Here is a 17,122-nt window from a genome sequence, read left to right on the forward strand (position 1 = left end):
CCACGACGTCGCCCGCGGCGAGTGGTCACCGGCTCCGAGCCGGTCGACCCGCCGCGGGCGCCGTCGTCCCCACGTGCGTCAGCGCGCGGCGGTGGCTGCCAGCTCGTCGATGCTGCGGCCCGTCTCCACCAGCGTCTTCAGGGCGCTGAGGACGTACTCGTGCCCGCCGCTGGTCTGCTGGTCGGTCACCGACCCCGCGACGACCTGCGAGTGCTCGACGGTCACCCGGGTCAGCCCGTCGCCGGCCGGCTCGAGCCGGCACTCGTAGCGGGTGGGCGCGTCCGCGGCGATCGTGTCGTCCCACACGGCGTGGAAGGTGTGCACCAGACGCCGCCCGGGCTCGATCTCGAGGATCTCGCCCTCCAGGGCGGCCGGTCCGCCGGGGTAGCGGTACTCGATCCGGGCACCGACCTCCCACGTCGAGTGGACCTCGGTGCCGTGGTAGTAGCGCACGGTCTGGTGCGGATCGGTCATGGCGGCCCAGATCTGCTCCGGGGAGGCGGCGACGACGACCGTCGCGACGCGGGTGACCGTCTCGGTCATGGGGGGCTCCTGGTGTTCGGGTGTCTCGAGGAGGTCGCGGAGGCCGGTGAGCGTGAGGCCCATCCGGGCGCCGAAGTCGTCCAGCCACCGCCGCGCGAGGGCGACGACGGGGACGGGGTTGAGGTGGGCCAGGCGCTGGCGGCCCACCTTGCGGGTGGTGACGAGGCCGGCGTCCTCGAGGACCCCGAGGTGCTTGAGGACGGCGTGCCGGCCGAGGCCGGGCAGCCGCTCGCCGAGCTCGGTGACGCTGCGACCGTCGCGCTGCCTCAGGGCGTCGAGCATCGCCCTGCGGTGCGGGTCCGACAGCGCCCGGAGGACCCGGGCGGTCTCGGCCTCACGGCGGTCGTCGTTCACGACGACGACAATAGGTGACTCAATAGTCACCTATCAAGGGCCTCCCGGCGCCTTCACCGCCAGCACCGGGCAGGGGGCGTCGAGGAGGACGCGCTGGGCGGTGCTGCCGGTGATGAGCTTGCCCACCGGGGTCCGGCGGCGCAGCCCGATCACGAGCAGCTCCACCCCTGGCTCCGCTGCAGCACGCAGCAGCGCCTCCGCGGGGTCGGCGTCGTCCAGGTGGCGCACGTGCGCGGTCACGCCCTCCTCGGTGAGCGACGCCACGACGCCGTCCAGGGTGCGCTCGTCGGCGTAGGTGGGAGCGGCGTAGTCCCTGCCGACGGCGGTGTTGACGACGAGGAGGTCCGAGCCCCGGAGCCGGGCCTCGGCCGCGGCAGCCGCCATCGCGGCCGCCCCCGTCTCGGTGGGGACGTAGCCCACGACGATGCTCATGCTCGTACCTCCGGTGCTGCGGTCCGGGAACCGGCGGGGCGCCGGCCCGTGGGGGCGTCGTCCGCGCGGCGCTGCGGCCGCCGACGCGTCGGTGTCCGGCGGCGGGCGGCCGGCGGCGGGATCTCGCCCGACCCGCGCCGGACCAGGGACGCCGGCACGACCTCGTGCACGGCGGGCGAGGCGTCGCCGTCCACCCGGGCGAGGAGCAGGTCGGCGGCGACGCGACCCATCCGCGGCACGTCCTGCCGGACGACGGTGACCGGCGGGTCGAGCATGTCAGCCAGGGGGAAGTCGTCGAACCCGACCAGCGCCACCTGCTGCTGCACCCCCCGGCCCCGGAGCGCTTGCATGGCCCCGACCGTCAGCAGGTTCTGAGCCGCGAAGACGGCCGTCGGGGCGTCGGCCAGCCCGAGCAGCGCGGTCGTGGCCCGGGACGCCTCGTCCGGACCGCGCAGGTCCGTGCGGACCAGTGCGGGGTCCAGGACGAGACCCGTCGATGCCAGGCCCTCGACGTAGCCGGTCCGCCGGTCGCGGCTGGTGGCGAGCGCGGTGCGGTCCCCGAGGAAGGCGATGCGCCGGTGCCCCAGCCGCGCCAGCTCCACGACGGCCTCGCAGGTGCTCTCCCGGTTCGTGGTGGTGACGCTGTCGGCGTGCTCGAACGTGGGCGGCCGGTCGACCAGGACGAGCGGGGTCCCCCGGCGGCACTCGTGCTGCAGCGCGTCCTGGACCCCGTCGGCCGCCATGACGACCATGCCGTCGACCCGCCGGACGGACAGGGACCTCAGCAGCACCTCCTGCCGCCGCGGGTCGTCCTCGTTGCTGGACGCCAGGACGAGCACCCCCCGAGCGGACGCGCGGTCCTCCACCGCACGCAGCATCGCCGCGTCGAAGGGGTTGGACAGGTCCTCGAACACCACCCCGAGCGTGCCGCTGCGCCGGTCCGACCGGCGCAGGCTGCTGGCGGAGTGGTCGGGCCGGTAGCCGATCGACTCGGCCGCCTCCCGGACCCGCCGGGTGACCTCGGCGCCGGCCCCTGGCTCGCCGTTCACGACCCGGGACACGGTCTTGATGCTGACGCCGGCGAGGGCGGCGACGTCCCGCATGGTCGGGTGCGGCCGGCGGACCCGTCGTCGGTCGTCCACGTCGCCTCCTGTCGGTAACGATTGGGTAACTCGGGGTTGTCGCTGTGTCCCAAGTCACATTAGCGTCAACGTTGTCGTCAGGGAACAGCCGACGCCGACCGACTTCCCAAGGCCCCTGCGACACAACGCATCGCACGGCCGAGAGGCCGCTGCGCACCTCTCACGCACGCCCGAGTGCGCCCAGTGACGTCAACGTTGTCGTACATCACCCCAGGAGCCCCCATGAGCGCCATCCACCGCCGGTCCGCGCGTCTGCGGACCGCCGCCCTCGTCCTCGCCGCGGCGCCGCTGGTGGCCCTCACCGCCTGCGGTGAGGACTCCACGACCGCCGGCGGTGCCGGCTCGGGCGGCGACGTCCTCGTCGGCCTGGTCACCAAGACCGACACGAACCCGTTCTTCGTGAAGATGAAGGAAGGCGCCCAGGAGGCCGCCAGCGAGACCGGTGCCGAGGTGCAGTCGTTCGCCGGCAAGCAGGACGGCGACAACCAGGCGCAGGTCGACGCGATCGAGAACCTCATCGGCGCCGGTGCGCAGGGCATCCTCATCACCCCCAACGACTCCAAGGCCATCGTGCCCTCCGTCGACAAGGCCAGGCAGGCGGGTCTGCTCGTCATCGCCCTCGACACCCAGCTCGAGCCCGCCGACGCGGCCGACGCCACCTTCGCGACCGACAACTACCGGGCGGGCCAGCTCATCGGCGAGTGGGCGAAGGCCAAGTTCGAGGCCGAGGGCAAGGAGGCGAGGATCGCGCTCCTCGACCTCAACCCCAACCAGGTGTCGGTCGACGTGCAGCGCGACCAGGGCTTCCTCGAGGGCTTCGGCGTCGACGTCAAGGACGAGACCCGGATCGGCGACGAGGACGACCCCCGCATCGTCGGGCACGACGTGACCGACGGCTCCCCCGAGGGCGGGCGCACGGCGATGGAGAACCTGCTGCAGAAGGACCCCGGCATCAACCTCGTCTACACGATCAACGAGCCCGCCGCGGCCGGTGCGTACGAGGCGCTGCGCGCGGCCGGCGTGGAGGACCAGGTCACGATCGTCTCGGTGGACGGCGGCTGCCCGGGCGTGGAGAACGTCCAGGCGGGGGTCATCGGCGCGACCTCCCAGCAGTACCCGCTGAAGATGGCGCAGATGGGCGTCGAGGCGGTCGTCGAGTACGCCGAGACCGGCGAGAAGCCCGAGAACACCGAGGGCAAGGACTTCGTCGACACCGGCGTCACGCTCATCACCGACGAGCCGTTCGACGGCGTCGAGTCCCAGGACTCGGCCTGGGGCCTCGAGAACTGCTGGGGCTGAGGACCGTGCCCACCCTGACCGCCACGCGCCCCGGGGGGACCAACCCTGTCGGTGAGCCGGCCGGCCGGCGCACCCCGCTGACCAGGCTGCAGCACCTGCTGCACGCGCAGGCCACGATCGGCCCCGCCGTCGTCCTGCTGCTCGCCGTCATCGTCTTCGCGCTGCTGTCCGACCGGTTCCTCCAACCGGGGAACGTGTCGCTGATCCTCCAGCAGGTCGCCGTCGTCGGCACGCTCGCCGTCGGTCAGACGATCATCATCCTCACCGCGGGGATCGACCTGTCCTGCGGCGCGATCATGGTCCTCAGCTCGATCGTGATGGCGAAGATGGCCGCCGAGCAGGGCATGCCCGGGGTGGTGGCCCTGCTCATCGGCTTCGCCGTGGGCACCGCCGCCGGGCTGGTCAACGGACTGCTCGTCACCCGGCTCAAGCTGCCACCGTTCATCGTGACGCTGGGGACGCTCAACGTGTTCTTCGCGCTGAACCTCTGGTACTCCCAGAGCGCCACGATCCGCGGCACGGACATGCCCCGGCTGCTGCTGTGGACCGGCGAGACGTTCACCGTCGGGAACACCAGGATCACCTACGGCTCGGTGATCATGGTGCTGCTCGTGGTCGCCATGGCGTTCGTCCTCAAGAACACCATGTGGGGGCGGCACGTCTACGCCACGGGGGACGACGCCGAGGCGTCCCGGCTGTCCGGCATCCGCACCGCGCGGGTCCTGCTCAGCGTGTACGCGGCGGCCGGCGCCGTCTACGCCCTGGCCGCGTGGATCCTGATCGGCCGCATCGCCTCGGCGAGCCCGCAGGCCGGGCAGACCGAGAACCTCGACTCGATCACCGCCGTCGTCATCGGCGGGACCAGCCTGTTCGGTGGCCGCGGCGCGATCGTCGGCACGCTCATCGGCGCCCTCATCGTCGGGGTGTTCCGCAACGGCCTCGCCCTGGCCGGCGTCGACGTGCTCTGGCAGAACTTCGCCGTCGGCGTCCTCATCATCGCGGCGGTCTCGATCGACCAGTGGATCAGGAAGGTGAAGCCGTGAGCACCACGACCGAGGCGGCCGGCCGCAGCGCCCCAGCCGCCGAGCCCACCCCCGTGCTGCAGGCCCGCGGGCTGGTCAAGCGGTACGGGCGGGTCACCGCGCTCACCGGCGCCGACCTCGACCTGCTGCCCGGGGAGATCCTCGCCGTCATCGGCGACAACGGCGCCGGCAAGTCCAGTCTCATCAAGGCGCTGTCCGGGGCGCTCGTCCCGGACGAGGGCGAGATCCGGGTCGACGGCGAGGTCGTCCACTTCAGCACGCCGATCGACGCGCGGGAGGCCGGCATCGAGACGGTGCACCAGAGCCTGGCCGTCTCCCCGTCCCTGGACATCGCCAGCAACCTCTTCCTCGGCCGCGAGCGCCGGCGTCCGGGGGTGCTGGGGTCGGTGTTCCGGATGCTCGACCGCAACGGCATGCGGGACGAGGCGCGCCGCCACCTCGACGACCTGGGGATCATGACGATCCAGAACCCGAACCAGGCCGTGGAGACGTTGTCCGGTGGTCAGAGGCAGGCCGTCGCGGTGGCCCGCGCCGCGGCGTTCGGGAGCCGCGTGGTCATCATGGACGAGCCGACGGCGGCGCTCGGGGTGCGTGAGTCCCGCGCCGTCCTGGACCTGGTGCTGCAGGTCCGCGACCGGGGGCTGCCGGTCATCCTCATCAGCCACAACATGCCGCACGTGTTCGAGGTGGCCGACAGGATCCACATCCAGCGCCTCGGACGCCGCAAGGCCGTGGTCGACCCGAGGTCGATCTCGATGTCCGACGCCGTCGCGATCATGACCGGCGCGATGGAGCCGCCCGAGCAGGTGGCCTGAGACGCCCCCGCCGGCGTCGTGCCACCACGGCGCCGGCGGGCCGGCACACCCGGACGCGACCACGGGGACGGCGCAGCGCCGTCCCCGTGGTCCGTCACACCCTCGGGCGGGCGACGAGGCCCTCCCGGTGACCAGGAGGCACGATGACGAGCCACCGCACCACGACCCTCGCCGCCGCGGCCCTCGCCGTGGCCACCGCGCTGTCGACGGCGCCGGCCACGGCGACGGGACGGACCGACGCCCCACCGGGAGCCGACGTGGGCGCAGACCCGTACCGCCCCGCGTACCACTACACCCCGGAGCGGAACTGGGTGAACGACCCGAACGGGCTGGTCTTCCACGACGGCGAGTACCACCTCTTCTACCAGCACAACCCGAACGGGACGCAGTGGGGCGACATGTCGTGGGGCCACGCGGTCAGCCGTGACCTCGTGCGCTGGGAGGAGCTGCCGCTGGCGATCCCCCACGACCAGGACGAGTACGTGTTCTCCGGGAGCGCCGTCGTCGACCACCGCAACACCAGCGGTTTCGGCAGCGTCGAGGACCCGCCGATGGTCGCCGTCTACACGAGCGCGCGCAGGGACGGTCCGGGCCAGGACCAGGCGCTGGCGTACAGCCTCGACAACGGCCGGACGTGGCAGAAGTACGAGGGCAACCCGGTGCTGGACCTGGACAACGAGGAGTTCCGCGACCCCAAGGTCACCTGGCAGGAGTCGACCGGCACGTGGCTGATGGCCGTGGCGCTGGCCACCGAGAAGCGGATCGCCTTCTACTCCTCGCCGGACCTCAAGGAGTGGACCCACCTGTCGGACTTCGGGCCGCAGGGCGCGGTGGGCGGGGTGTGGGAGTGCCCGGACCTGTTCCGGCTGCCGGTCGACGGCGACCCCGACCGGCAGAAGTGGGTGCTCGTCGTCAGCCTCAACCCCGGCGGGCCGCACGGTGGCTCGGGGATGCAGTACTTCGTCGGCGAGTGGGACGGCACCACCTTCACGCCGGACGACGACGGCTCGTACGAGCCCCCGCCGGCCCTGCGGGTGCTCGCGGACTTCGAGGGCGACGGCTTCGGGGAGTGGACCGTGACCGGTGACGCGTTCGGCGACGGCCCGGTCGCCGGGCGGGCCGACGGCACCGACCAGAGCGGCGTCACCGGGTACCTCGGCGAGCGCCTCGCCAACAGCTTCCACCGCTACGACGCGGGGACCGGCACGCTCACGTCCCCGGAGTTCACCGTCGACGCGCCGTACCTGAACCTCCTCGTCGGTGGCGGCCGGCACCCGCACGACCCCGGCGCGGTGCTCGACCCCGAACCGCCGGTGGCGGCGCGGGTGGTCGCCGACTTCGAGGGCGGCGCCTACGGGGAGGGCTGGGTCGTCGAGGGCGAGGCGTTCGGCGACGCCCCCGCCACCGGGACCCTCCCCGGGCAGCAGGCGGTCACCGGGTTCCAGGGGGCCGGCCTGGTCAACACGTTCGTCGACGGGGACCGCACGACCGGCGTCCTCACCTCGCCGGAGTTCGAGCTCACCCACGCCTGGGTGAACCTCCTCGTCGGGGGCGGTCGCCACCCGATGACGTCGGACGCCCCGACGGCGGTGAACCTGCTCGTGGACGGCGAGGTCGTGCGCACGGCGACCGGGCGGGACGAGGAGCGGCTGAGCTGGCGGGCGTGGGACGTCACGGACCTGACGGGCCGCAGCGCCCGGCTGCAGGTGGTCGACGCCAACACCGGCGGGTGGGGGCACGTCAACGTCGACTCGGTGATGCTGTCGGACGCCCCCGCGCAGCGGGCGTCCACGGAGACGACCGTCCAGCTGCTCGTCGACGGCGAGGTCGTCGACAGCGCGACCGGCGCGAACAGCGGCGTCCTGGACTGGGCGTCGTTCGACCTGCGCCGCTGGCAGGGCCGCACCGCCCGTGTGCGCGCCGTCGACGCCAACCCCGGCGGCTGGGGGCAGGTGCTCGTCGACCACGTGGTGCTGGCGGCCGAGCCGGCGCTGTCCGCGCTGCAGCGGGCCGACTGGCTCGACCACGGCAAGGACTACTACGCGGCGGTCGCGTGGGACGGCGACCCCACCGGGACGCGTCGGATGATCGGCTGGATGAGCAACTGGCAGTACGCCGGCGCCACCCCGACCGGCACCTGGCGAGGGGCGATGAGCGTGCCCCGCCAGGTCGGTCTGCAGACGGTCGACGGCGAGGTCCGGCTCGTGCAGCAGCCGGTCGGGGCGCTGGAGCGGCTGCGCGGTCGCCCCCTCGTGACCGGCCGCCCGAGCCTGGCGCCGACCGGGACGTCGGCGGTGACGACGCGGACGGGGACGACCCGGGGCCTGCCCGTCGCAGCGACGTCCTTCGAGGTGGACGCGACGTTCGCGGTCGGCGACGCCGACGCGTTCGGGCTGCGCGTGCGGGTCGGGGACGGCCAGGAGACGGTCGTCGGGTACGACGTCGCGCGGCAGGAGGTGTACGTCGACCGCACCCGGTCGGGCGTGGACCTCGGACCGGACTTCAGCGGCCGGCACGCCGCGCCGCTGGTCCCGGTCGACGGGTCGGTGCGGCTGCGGGTCCTCGTGGACTCGTCGTCCGTCGAGGTGTTCGGTGGGCAGGGTGAGGCCGTGGTGACCAGCCTGGTGTTCCCGGACCCGGCCAGCGACGGCATCGAGCTGTTCTCCGACGGTGCCGCGACGCAGGTGGAGTCGCTGCGGGTGTGGGAGCTCGACTCGTACCGCAGCACGGGCGGGTGAGCGCCGGGTAGGGCGGGGCGCGTCGGCCCCGCGGGCGCGGGGTGGCCCCCGCGGGGTCGACGCGTACGGTGCACGGGTGGTGACGACCTGGCCGGCGGACGCGTGGACGGTCGACCAGCTGCGGGAGGCGAAGCGTGCGCTGGGCGAGACCGTGAGCCTCGTGCTGCCCGCCCGCGACGAGGAGGAGACGGTCGGGGACGTCGTCCGGTCGCTGCGCCCGCTGCACTGCGCGGGGCTGGTCGACGACCTCGTCGTCGTCGACAGCCGGTCCGGCGACCGCACCGCCGAGGTGGCCGCGGACGCCGGCGCGCGAGTCGTCCGGTGCGAGGCTGCCGGCAAGGGCGCGGCGATGTGGCACGCGCTCGGCGAGACCAGCGGCTCGCTCGTCGCGTTCTGCGACGCCGACCTCCTTGACGCCGGACCGCACTACGGCCTCGGCCTCCTCGGGCCGCTGCTGACGGACCCGGAGACGCTCCTGGTCAAGGGCTTCTACGACCGGCCGCTCGTCGGGGACGACGGCACCGTCACCGGCTTCGGTGGCCGCGTCACCGAGCTGGTGGCGCGACCGCTGCTGAACCTGCACTGGCCGGAGCTCGCGGCCCTCGTCCAGCCGCTGGCGGGCGAGTGGTCCGGTCGGCGCTCGCTGCTCGAGTCGCTGCCCTTCCCCACCGGGTACGGGGTGGAGATCGCCGTCCTGCTGGACACGCTGGGACGGCACGGGTCCGACGTCATCGCCCAGGTCGACCTGGGCCGGCGCACGCACCGGCAGCAGTCGCAGGACGCCCTGGGCGTGATGGCCGCCGAGGTGATGGGGACGGCGCTGCTGCGGCTGGGGGTGGACGTCCCCGGACGGCAGATCCGGCAGTACGTCAGCGCGGCGGGTGGCCGCCGGGAGGTGACGGTCCCCGTCCCGTTGGAGGAGCTGCCCCCGCGGTGCGGTGCCGGGCGGCCCTAGGCCGGCCGAGGGTCCCGGCGCGGTGCGCGCCGGGACCCTCGCGGGTCGTGCCGGTGGGCGTCAGCGGACGGGTGCCGCCGCGAGCGCCGGGATGTACCCGTAGGGCAGCTCCCCGACCATGCGGGTGCGCCGTCCCTGGTCGCCGAGGATCTCGATCTGGATCGTCGGCGCGAGGGTCCCGCCGTACCTCACCCCACCGTCGCTGGTGGGGACGGTGTCGATGAAGCTCTCGACGAGCAGGTTCGGCATGACGTAGTCGGAGTAGTTCTGCAACGGTGCGTCGGCCGGGTTGCCGAGCACCAGGGCGCTGCGGTTCAGCGGCCGGTAGTCGCTGCGCAGGCCGTCACCGACGAAGCCGTACAGGCCGTCGGGACCGGTCAGCCCGGGAGCGAACGTGAACGTGTGGCTGATGGTCCAGAGGTAGTACCTGCCCTCGTGGACGACGAGGTGCGGCCGCTCCGTCTGCTGGTTGACGCACTCGGCGGACAGCAGCGGCGGCAGCAGCCTCCACTGGGTCATCCGCGCGTTCTGCACCTCCATCAGGCCGATGTTGCCGGTGTAGTACCGGGCGTCCGCGGGGACCTCGTGGCCCGCGGGGACCCGGCCGATCTCGTGCCGGTCGCAGGTGTGGCTGCCGGCGACGCCGCCGTTGTTGCCCTCGAACAGCGCGTAGATCTTCCGGTCCACCGGGTCGCGGAAGACGAACGGGTCGCGGAAGGCGTAGATGATCGGCCCGGCCTCGGACTGCTCGAGCGTCTGGTACATCTCCCCGTCGGCCTCGGCGATGATCGTGTGGTCGTTGAACCCGCGGAAGAACACGCCGTCGCGGTCGGCGTGGATGCGGCCCGCGGCGTGCGCCAGGCGCTGCAGCGCGTCCGTCGGGTCGATGCCGCCGTCGTCGCGGCCGGAGGCGGTGTAGAACGCGTGGACGCGGTTGCCGCGCTCGAGCACCGTGGAGCCGGCCCACTCGCGCGAGCCGAAGGACGAGCCGGCCGGGAAGAGGTCCCCGCCGTACGTCCAGCTCCGCGCGTCGCGGGAGTAGAAGTAGCCGATCCTGGCCTGCCAGTGCCGGTCACCGAAGAAGATGTCCCGCGGTGCGGTGAGGGAGAAGATGACGTTCCAGCCCTTGAAGCTCACCGGGTTCATGTCGAGGTCGGTCAGCGGCCAGGTGTCCCAGACCCAGACCTCGTCGGTCATGATCGGGAAGTCCTCGGGGATCCGGGGCTTGGTGTTGGTGGCGTCCGGCGCGATCCGCAGGGCCTGGGCCCGGGTCCAGTTGGCCTGGACGTCGGCGCGCGGGTCGAAGACGGCGTTGACGGAGACGCCGCCGCCACCGGTGTCGGGTGGTGCGGCGGAGGTGGGGACGACGAGGGCGAACGAGGCGGTCAGCGCGATCGAGCCGACGGCCAGTCGAGCGATGAGGCGTCGCATGGGGGCTCCTGGAGCTGGGTGGGCACCACCGGCGGACCGCATCCCGCCGGCGCGTCGCGACGGGACGCGCCGGTCGGGGGACGGTGGACGGGCGGCAGCGCCCGAGGTCGGGAGACCCGGCGGGCTGGGGCCGCCGGAGGAGGAGCCGGCCGGGGTCGTCACGGCGGTCGGGTCCTGGACGCGTTCGGTGATGCTGCAGCGTCGCGACGCTAGCAGCGACGGGAGGGACCGACAAGAAGTTCGCGAGGGCGACATCCCGTCACTTCTCGGGCACCTGACCGTGCTCGTTCTCCGTCGTCGGCGCGCGCGGCCCCGGCGCTAGGTTCGCCCCGTGACGAGCCGCATCTCCGCCATCTCCCTGGTCGCCGTCGACCCTGCGCGCGTCGGCGCGTTCTGGTCCGCCGCGCTCGGCTGGCCGGTCACCGAGGTGGACGACGAGGGGGTCAGCCTGGCGCCGCCGGACGGGTCGTGGCCGGCGATCGACGTGATCCGCGCACCCGACGGCAAGACCGGGAAGAACCGGGTCCACCTGGACCTGCGCGCCGACGGGACGACCACGCAGGCCGAGCTCGACCGGCTGCTCTCCCTCGGGGCGCGCCGGGTGGACGTCGGCCAGCCGGACGACGCCACCTGGGTCGTGCTCGCAGACCCGGAGGGCAACGAGCTCTGCCTGCTGAGCCGGACCGTCCAGGACGTCCTCGGAGGCGACGCGGCCGGTCACGCGGCCCGGGACGCCACGGCTCCGGGGCCGCGGCTGGTGCCGTTCGCCGGCGGGAGGCCGGTGCTGCACCCCGAGTCGTGGGTGGCACCGGACGTCGCCCTCGTCGGCGCCGTCACCCTGGACGCCGGGTCGAGCGTGTGGTTCGGGTCGGTGCTGCGCGCGGACGACTCCCCCATCCACCTGGGCGAGGGCTCCAACCTGCAGGACGGGTGCGTCGTCCACCCCGGTCGGGACCTGCCCGTCACCGTCGGCCGGCGGGTGTCCGTGGGGCACCGGGCGGTCCTGCACGGGTGCACCGTCGAGGACGACGTGCTCGTCGGGATGGGGGCCGTGGTCCTCAACGGCGCCCGCATCGGCCGGGAGTCGCTCGTCGCCGCCGGGGCCGTCGTCCGCGAGGGCACCGTCGTCCCGCCGAGGTCGCTCGTCACGGGCGTCCCGGCCGCGGTGAAGCGGGAGGTGACCGGCGAGGAGGTGGAACGCATCCACCGCAACGCCGAGACGTACGTGGCGCTGGCCGCCCGCTACCGCGACGGGGCCGGTCACTGAAGGGCGGGGGCTGCCGTCGTCACGGGGTCAGGGGCCGGTCCAGCGCGTCGCGGACGGCGTCGGCGTCGCCGTCCACCCGCAGACCGTCACCGCTCAGCGCCCGGCGCTTCCACAGCAGGAGCAGCAGGTCGGCCGCGGTCCCGTGGACCGCGGCGGCCACCGCCCAGTCACCGGGTGCGCCGAGGACCCTGCGGTGCCCGGTGTCGGTGGCGACGAGCGCGATCGGCTGCCGGGGCCACGTCGTCCGGTCCAGGCGGACCTGGCGGGGGACCATGGTGCCGACGACCTCGTCGACACCGTCGGCGGCAAGGTCGGCGGGCAGCTCGGGCTGGCACCCGGTCGCGGTCTCGGCGTCCCAACGGTGGACGAGCGCCTCCAGCGCCTGACGCCGTCGCCAGAACCGTGCGGTGCGGGGCGGCCACAGCGTCCAGCACGCGGTGTCCGGCCCGGTGCGGGTGAGCGTCTCGACGAGGGCGCCGGCACCGTCGGCGAACCAGGCCCGCAGGCCGGCGTCGTCCCGGGGGCCGGGCTGCGGCCAGTGGTCACCGGTCCCGGCGAGGACGGCGTGCCGCGCCCACCGGTGCGTCTCGCCGAGGTGCAGGACGACGTCCCGCAGCGTCCACCCCGGGCAGCCGGCGACGGGCGCGCCCAGGTGGTCGTCGGCCAGCGTGGCCGCGAACGCGTCGAGCTCGGCGCGCAGCAGCGGCAGGTAGTCGGCGTCCGGGAGGGGCACCTGCCGGTCCTCAGATGTCGTACCGGTCGACGAGGAACCCGTCGGAGTCGACGAGGACGCCGTCGGTGGCCTCGACGACCGCGGACGCGATGAGACCGACCGCGGTGGCGGCGACGGCCCGGGACGCCACGTACTCGGGCGACGGGTCCTCCAGGGCGCGTTCCCGTTCGTCCGGCGGGGTCCAGCGCACCTCGTAGCTGATGACGTCGTCCGCCCACTCGACGCCGGCCAGCGCTGGGATCCGCACCTCCTCCGGGTGCGCCATCACCTCGATGCCGCCGAACCGGCCCTCGGGTCCGAGGTCGACCACGACCGCGTACGCGTCGAGGACGTCGTCCCCGGCGAGCGCCGCCGCGTCGTATCGGTCCGCTTGGGCGTGCAGGGCGACCCGCAGCTCGGGGCGCAGCGCGGCCGCGGCCTCGTCGGCGGGGTTGTCCACCAGCCCGCGCGGCGGGCCCATCCACTGCTCGCCGTCGAGCGCGAGCCGGGCGCCCGGCTCGTGCAGCCGGACGACGCCGAGGAGCGTGTCGGGCTCGAGCCAGTACGGGGAGTGGACGACGAGGTCGATCCGCGCGCCCGGGTCGGGGCGCAGGACGGTCCCGGTGCCGTAGGGGTCGGCCACCCGGACGGCGCCGTCGAGGCGGCGGGCGATCGCGACGAGCAGCTCGACGCCCCGCGCCTCCGCGCGCACGGGCATGCCGTCGTGGAAGGCGCGGTGCAGGCCGTCGGGGTGGGACGTGCCGGGCAGCGGCGGGTCCTCCCGCTCGACGGGCGAGTCCAGGACGTACATCAGCGGCCAGCCGCGGGGCGCTTCGATGGCGTCGGCGAGGGCGTCGTCCACCTCGAGCGGCCCGACGAGCCGCAGGTGCCGGCCGATCCGGTAGGCGCCGTCGTCCTGGTCGGCCTCGGGGTGCCGGGTGACGACGAGCGCCTCGACGTCCTCGGGGTCGACCTCCGCCGGCAACAGCAGGACGTGCAGGTGCCGGATCTGCTCGGCGGTCAGCGCTGGGGTGCTCACACCTGCGTCCGGTGGAAGCTCTGGAACGACCGGGACGCCGTCGGGCCGCGCTGGCCCTGGTACCGCGAGCCGTGCCGGGCGCTTCCGTACGGGTCCTCCGCGGCGCTCGTGAGGCGGAAGAAGCACAGCTGCCCGATCTTCATGCCCGGCCACAGCAGGATCGGCAGGGTCGCCACGTTCGACAGCTCGAGGGTCACGTGGCCGGAGAACCCGGGGTCGATGAACCCCGCGGTCGAGTGCGTCAGCAGACCGAGGCGGCCGAGGCTGGACTTGCCCTCGAGGCGCGCGGCGACGTCGTCCGGGAGCGTGACGACCTCGAACGTCGACGCGAGGACGAACTCGCCCGGGTGCAGGACGAACGCCTCGCCGTCGGGCGTCTCGACCAGCCGCGTCAGCTCCGGCTGCTCCTCCGCCGGGTCGATGAACGGGTACCGGTGGTTGTCGAACAACCGGAAGAACTTGTCGAGCCGGACGTCGACGCTGGACGGCTGGATCATGGACCGGTCGTCCGGCTCCAGCACCACGCGCCCGGCGTCCAGCTCGGCCCGGATGTCCCGATCGGAGAGCAGCACGAGCACACGGTAGCGGGGGGTGCGGCGGCCCGTGGCGGGTGCTGGCGGAGCACCCTCGGCGTTCGGCTATCCTGGCCACCGCGCGACCGGTCGCCAGCGCCTCCGGCACGCGACGCGGGTGTAGTTCAATGGCAGAACATCAGCTTCCCAAGCTGACAGTGCGGGTTCGATTCCCGTCACCCGCTCCACCAGACGCGACGAGGGCGCCCCCAAGGTTTTCGGGGGCGCCCTCGTCGCGTTCCCGCCAGGCGAGCCGGGAACCGGGAGGAGGCGGGGACGGCGCGAGGAACGAGCGCCGGACCGAACGACGGATCCCGACCCCCCACTCCCAGAGATCGCTGCAGAATGCGGTGCCGTACAACACCTGAAGCCGAAATCGTCTGCAAAGCGCAGCCTGGGGCTCCTGCAATGTGTAGCCTGCACCGACTGCAGAGTGATGCCTCGATCCTCTGCATCATGTAGCCTAGAATGGCTGCAAAGTGTAGCCCCGGTATCGACAGGAGGTGAAGACGGTGCCTCAACGGTCCGGTACCTACCATCCCCGTGTCCTCGACGGCATGCTGGCCGACCGGCTCGCCTCGTCCGGGGCGGTCCTGCTCGAGGGCCCGAAGGCGTGCGGGAAGACCTACAGCGCCGAGCGTGCTTGCGCCTCCTACACCTACCTCGACGTCGACCCGGGTGCACGGACCGCGCTCGCCGTGGACCCCTCGATCGTGCTCAACGGCGCCCCACCCCAGCTCGTTGACGAGTGGCAGCTCGAGGCGACGACCGTGTGGAACCACGTCCGCGACCAGGTGAACCGCCGCGGCCTGCCCGGCCAGTTCGTCCTCACAGGGTCGGCAGTGCCGCACGACGACGTGTCCCGGCACACCGGCGCCGGCCGGTTCGCCCGCCTGCGGATGCGCCCGTTCAGCCTGCTCGAGTCCGGGGAATCCACCGGGGTGATGAGCTTGGCCGCCCTCCTGGCCGGGCAGCGACCCGCCACCGCCGACCCCGGGCTCACCGTCCCTGACGTCATCGACCTCGTCGTCCGCGGTGGCTGGCCACTCAACCTGGGTCTGAGCATCAGCCAGGCCGTGCGGGCCAACCGCGACTACCTGACCACCGTCGCCGAGGTCGACGTCCGCCGCGTGGACCCCGCCCGCAACGACCCGACCCGGGCGATGCGGCTGCTGCGGGCTCTGGCCCGCAACACCGCGTGCGAGCACAAGGTCGCCCGCCTGTCCGCAGAGGCCGAGGGTGACGAGGGACCTCTGGCACGCACCACCGCCTACGACTACCTGGCCGCGTTCGAGCGGCTGCTGCTGCTCGAGACGCAGCCGGCGTTCGACACCCACCTGCGCTCCCGCGCCCGGCTGCGCACTGCGGCGCGCACCCACTTCGTCGACCCCTCCCTCGCCGTCGCCGCGCTGGGCGCGACCCCTGCCGCACTGCTGGCCGACCTGAACACTCTCGGGCTGCTGTTCGAGTCGATGGTTGTCCGCGATCTGCGCATCTACGCCGACCCCCTCGACGGGACCGTGCACCACTACCGCGACAGCGACGGTCTCGAGGTCGACGCGGTCGTGTCCACCTCCGCCGGGTGGGGCGCGTTCGAGGTGAAGCTCGGCGTCGGCCAGGTCGAGGAGGCCGCCGCCGGGCTCACTGCGTTCGCTGCCAAGGTCGACACCAGCCGTGTCGGCGCGCCCGCCGTCCTCGGGGTGATCACCTCCACCGGGTACGGATACACCCGCCCCGACGGGGTCGTCGTCATCCCGGTCGGTGCGCTCGGCACGTAGCGGCCCCCGGCGTCCGGCCGTGTGGCTCCCTCGTGGCTGCGGTGATGGTGTCCGCTCAGGGCGGCGTCCACCTTGGGACGACATGGCTGCACGTTCCGTCATCCGTTCGCGCGATCACTTCGCTGACCTACGGGTTCTCGAATCCGCGAAGATCGCTCCGACGCGACGAGGACGCTCCCAGGGTCTCCGGGAGCGCCCTCGTCAAGCGCCCTCAATGCACGCGCACCGAGTCGCCGCGTCCGTGACGAGCTAGTGGTCAGCCGGCCGCCGGGGTGAAGGACGTGCACGACGCGCCACGGACCGCCTGCCACGGGGTGGCGCCCTCGCACAGCCGCACGTCCGGGTCGACGCTCCCGCGCAGGAGGTCGGCGTTCACGGTGAAGGTGGTGGCACCGGCGCCACAGCGGCCGGCCACGGTGTGCCACACGGTGCGGTCGGCCGGGCCGCTCTGGGCGATCTGCACGACGCCGCAGCGGTTGGCGGAGTCGACGACCAGGGTGCCCGCGACGCGGACCGGCGGGACGGGACGCTCGGGGATGCTCATCATGCGGTCGTAGGTGCCCGAGGCGGTGACGCCGCCGTGGGCGAGCTGGAACGTGTTGTCGACCGCGGCAGCCGGGACGGCCGCTGCACCGATCGCGGCCCCGACGAGGGCCACGGTGCCGAGGGTGCGTGCGACGAGAGACGTCATCGTTCGTCCTGTCCTTCCGGTTGTCCCCGCCGATCGGGCGGAGGGTGGGTGGTGTGCCGCCGCCGGAGAACGGCTCGTCGGCGCAGCCCGGTTCGCGGGTCGACGCCTGGTGAGCACGCTCGATGGGTGGTACCCGCCGACGGTGCGTGCAAGATCGAATACGGAGGGTGTCGTGGCGTCAAATCCGTTGGCGTGTCTACGGTTGTGTCTTCAATCGAGGGTGACGTCCCGCTGAGTGGTGGAGTTGCTCGACACCGTGCGGGTCAGTGCGGTGATCATGCCGTGAGCAGTTGAGCGGTGTCGACCTCCTG

General features: G+C 73.3%; 15 protein-coding genes and 1 tRNA gene. 8 read left to right on the plus strand and 8 right to left on the minus strand.

Annotation, left to right across the window (positions count from 1 at the left end; all coding sequences use genetic code 11):
- Positions 1–78 precede the first annotated feature (78 nt).
- The 3 genes from ACYVQV_RS11990 to ACYVQV_RS12000 are packed head-to-tail and all read right to left on the minus strand — an operon-like array spanning position 79 to position 2,471.
- The gene (locus tag ACYVQV_RS11990) at positions 79–897 is read right to left on the minus strand and encodes an ArsR/SmtB family transcription factor (RefSeq protein WP_461023525.1); all 819 of its coding nucleotides are present in this window, start codon (positions 895–897) and stop codon (positions 79–81) included.
- A 33-nt stretch (positions 898–930) separates the two neighbouring features.
- Entirely contained in the window at positions 931–1,329 is a 399-nt protein-coding gene (locus ACYVQV_RS11995; protein WP_461023526.1) for a universal stress protein, read from the minus strand.
- The gene (locus ACYVQV_RS12000; protein ID WP_461023527.1) at positions 1,326–2,471 is read right to left on the minus strand and encodes a LacI family DNA-binding transcriptional regulator; all 1,146 of its coding nucleotides are present in this window, start codon (positions 2,469–2,471) and stop codon (positions 1,326–1,328) included. The genes ACYVQV_RS11995 and ACYVQV_RS12000 overlap by 4 nt, the downstream gene beginning before the upstream one ends.
- Before the next feature lie 222 nt (positions 2,472–2,693).
- Here ACYVQV_RS12000 and ACYVQV_RS12005 point away from each other — a divergent pair, with 222 nt between their 5' ends.
- From ACYVQV_RS12005 to ACYVQV_RS12025, 5 genes are all read left to right on the plus strand, one after another.
- On the plus strand, positions 2,694–3,770 hold the full coding sequence (locus ACYVQV_RS12005; protein WP_461023528.1) for a substrate-binding domain-containing protein: 1,077 nt from the start codon (positions 2,694–2,696) through the stop codon (positions 3,768–3,770).
- A 5-nt stretch (positions 3,771–3,775) separates the two neighbouring features.
- Positions 3,776–4,813, plus strand: coding sequence for an ABC transporter permease (locus ACYVQV_RS12010; RefSeq protein ID WP_461023529.1), 1,038 nt, complete (start codon positions 3,776–3,778; stop codon positions 4,811–4,813).
- Positions 4,810–5,628: an ATP-binding cassette domain-containing protein gene (locus ACYVQV_RS12015; protein ID WP_461023530.1), complete on the plus strand. Its 819-nt coding sequence runs from the start codon at positions 4,810–4,812 to the stop codon at positions 5,626–5,628. The genes ACYVQV_RS12010 and ACYVQV_RS12015 overlap by 4 nt, the downstream gene beginning before the upstream one ends.
- A 143-nt stretch (positions 5,629–5,771) precedes the next feature.
- The gene (locus ACYVQV_RS12020; protein ID WP_461023531.1) at positions 5,772–8,366 is read left to right on the plus strand and encodes a GH32 C-terminal domain-containing protein; all 2,595 of its coding nucleotides are present in this window, start codon (positions 5,772–5,774) and stop codon (positions 8,364–8,366) included.
- 76 nt (positions 8,367–8,442) lie between these two features.
- Positions 8,443–9,321, plus strand: a complete 879-nt coding sequence (locus ACYVQV_RS12025; protein WP_461023532.1) for a glucosyl-3-phosphoglycerate synthase — start codon at positions 8,443–8,445, stop codon at positions 9,319–9,321.
- 60 nt (positions 9,322–9,381) lie between these two features.
- On the opposite strand, the gene ACYVQV_RS12030 is transcribed toward ACYVQV_RS12025, so the two are convergent.
- A complete protein-coding gene (locus ACYVQV_RS12030; RefSeq protein WP_461023533.1) occupies positions 9,382–10,752 on the minus strand; it encodes a glycoside hydrolase family 68 protein in 1,371 nt (456 codons plus the stop codon).
- Between the two features lie 331 nt (positions 10,753–11,083).
- On the opposite strand from ACYVQV_RS12030, the gene ACYVQV_RS12035 reads away from it, so the two are divergent.
- Positions 11,084–12,019, plus strand: a complete 936-nt coding sequence (locus ACYVQV_RS12035) for a VOC family protein (RefSeq protein ID WP_461023534.1) — start codon at positions 11,084–11,086, stop codon at positions 12,017–12,019.
- A 19-nt stretch (positions 12,020–12,038) separates the two neighbouring features.
- Here ACYVQV_RS12035 and ACYVQV_RS12040 read toward each other — a convergent pair whose 3' ends face one another.
- From ACYVQV_RS12040 to dcd, 3 genes are read right to left on the minus strand one after another with little or no spacing between them, the layout of a single operon-like run.
- Positions 12,039–12,752 carry a maleylpyruvate isomerase family mycothiol-dependent enzyme gene (locus ACYVQV_RS12040; RefSeq protein WP_461023535.1) on the minus strand — a complete coding sequence of 238 codons (714 nt, stop codon included), beginning with the start codon at positions 12,750–12,752 and terminating at the stop codon, positions 12,039–12,041.
- Positions 12,753–12,762: 10 nt separating this feature from the next.
- Positions 12,763–13,770 (minus strand): hypothetical protein, encoded by a 1,008-nt coding sequence (locus ACYVQV_RS12045; RefSeq protein ID WP_461023536.1) that lies wholly within the window; start codon positions 13,768–13,770, stop codon positions 12,763–12,765.
- Positions 13,767–14,342, minus strand: coding sequence for a dCTP deaminase (dcd, locus tag ACYVQV_RS12050; protein WP_461023537.1), 576 nt, complete (start codon positions 14,340–14,342; stop codon positions 13,767–13,769). The genes ACYVQV_RS12045 and dcd overlap by 4 nt, the downstream gene beginning before the upstream one ends.
- A 114-nt stretch (positions 14,343–14,456) precedes the next feature.
- On the opposite strand from dcd, the gene ACYVQV_RS12055 reads away from it, so the two are divergent.
- Positions 14,457–14,530 (plus strand) — tRNA-Gly (locus ACYVQV_RS12055).
- 369 nt (positions 14,531–14,899) lie between these two features.
- Positions 14,900–16,120, plus strand: coding sequence for an ATP-binding protein (locus tag ACYVQV_RS12060; RefSeq protein ID WP_461023538.1), 1,221 nt, complete (start codon positions 14,900–14,902; stop codon positions 16,118–16,120).
- 256 nt (positions 16,121–16,376) lie between these two features.
- Here ACYVQV_RS12060 and ACYVQV_RS12065 read toward each other — a convergent pair whose 3' ends face one another.
- Entirely contained in the window at positions 16,377–16,811 is a 435-nt protein-coding gene (locus ACYVQV_RS12065) for a hypothetical protein (RefSeq protein WP_461023539.1), read from the minus strand.
- Positions 16,812–17,122: the final 311 nt, after the last annotated feature.

It is taken from the genome of Thalassiella azotivora (assembly GCF_054781695.1).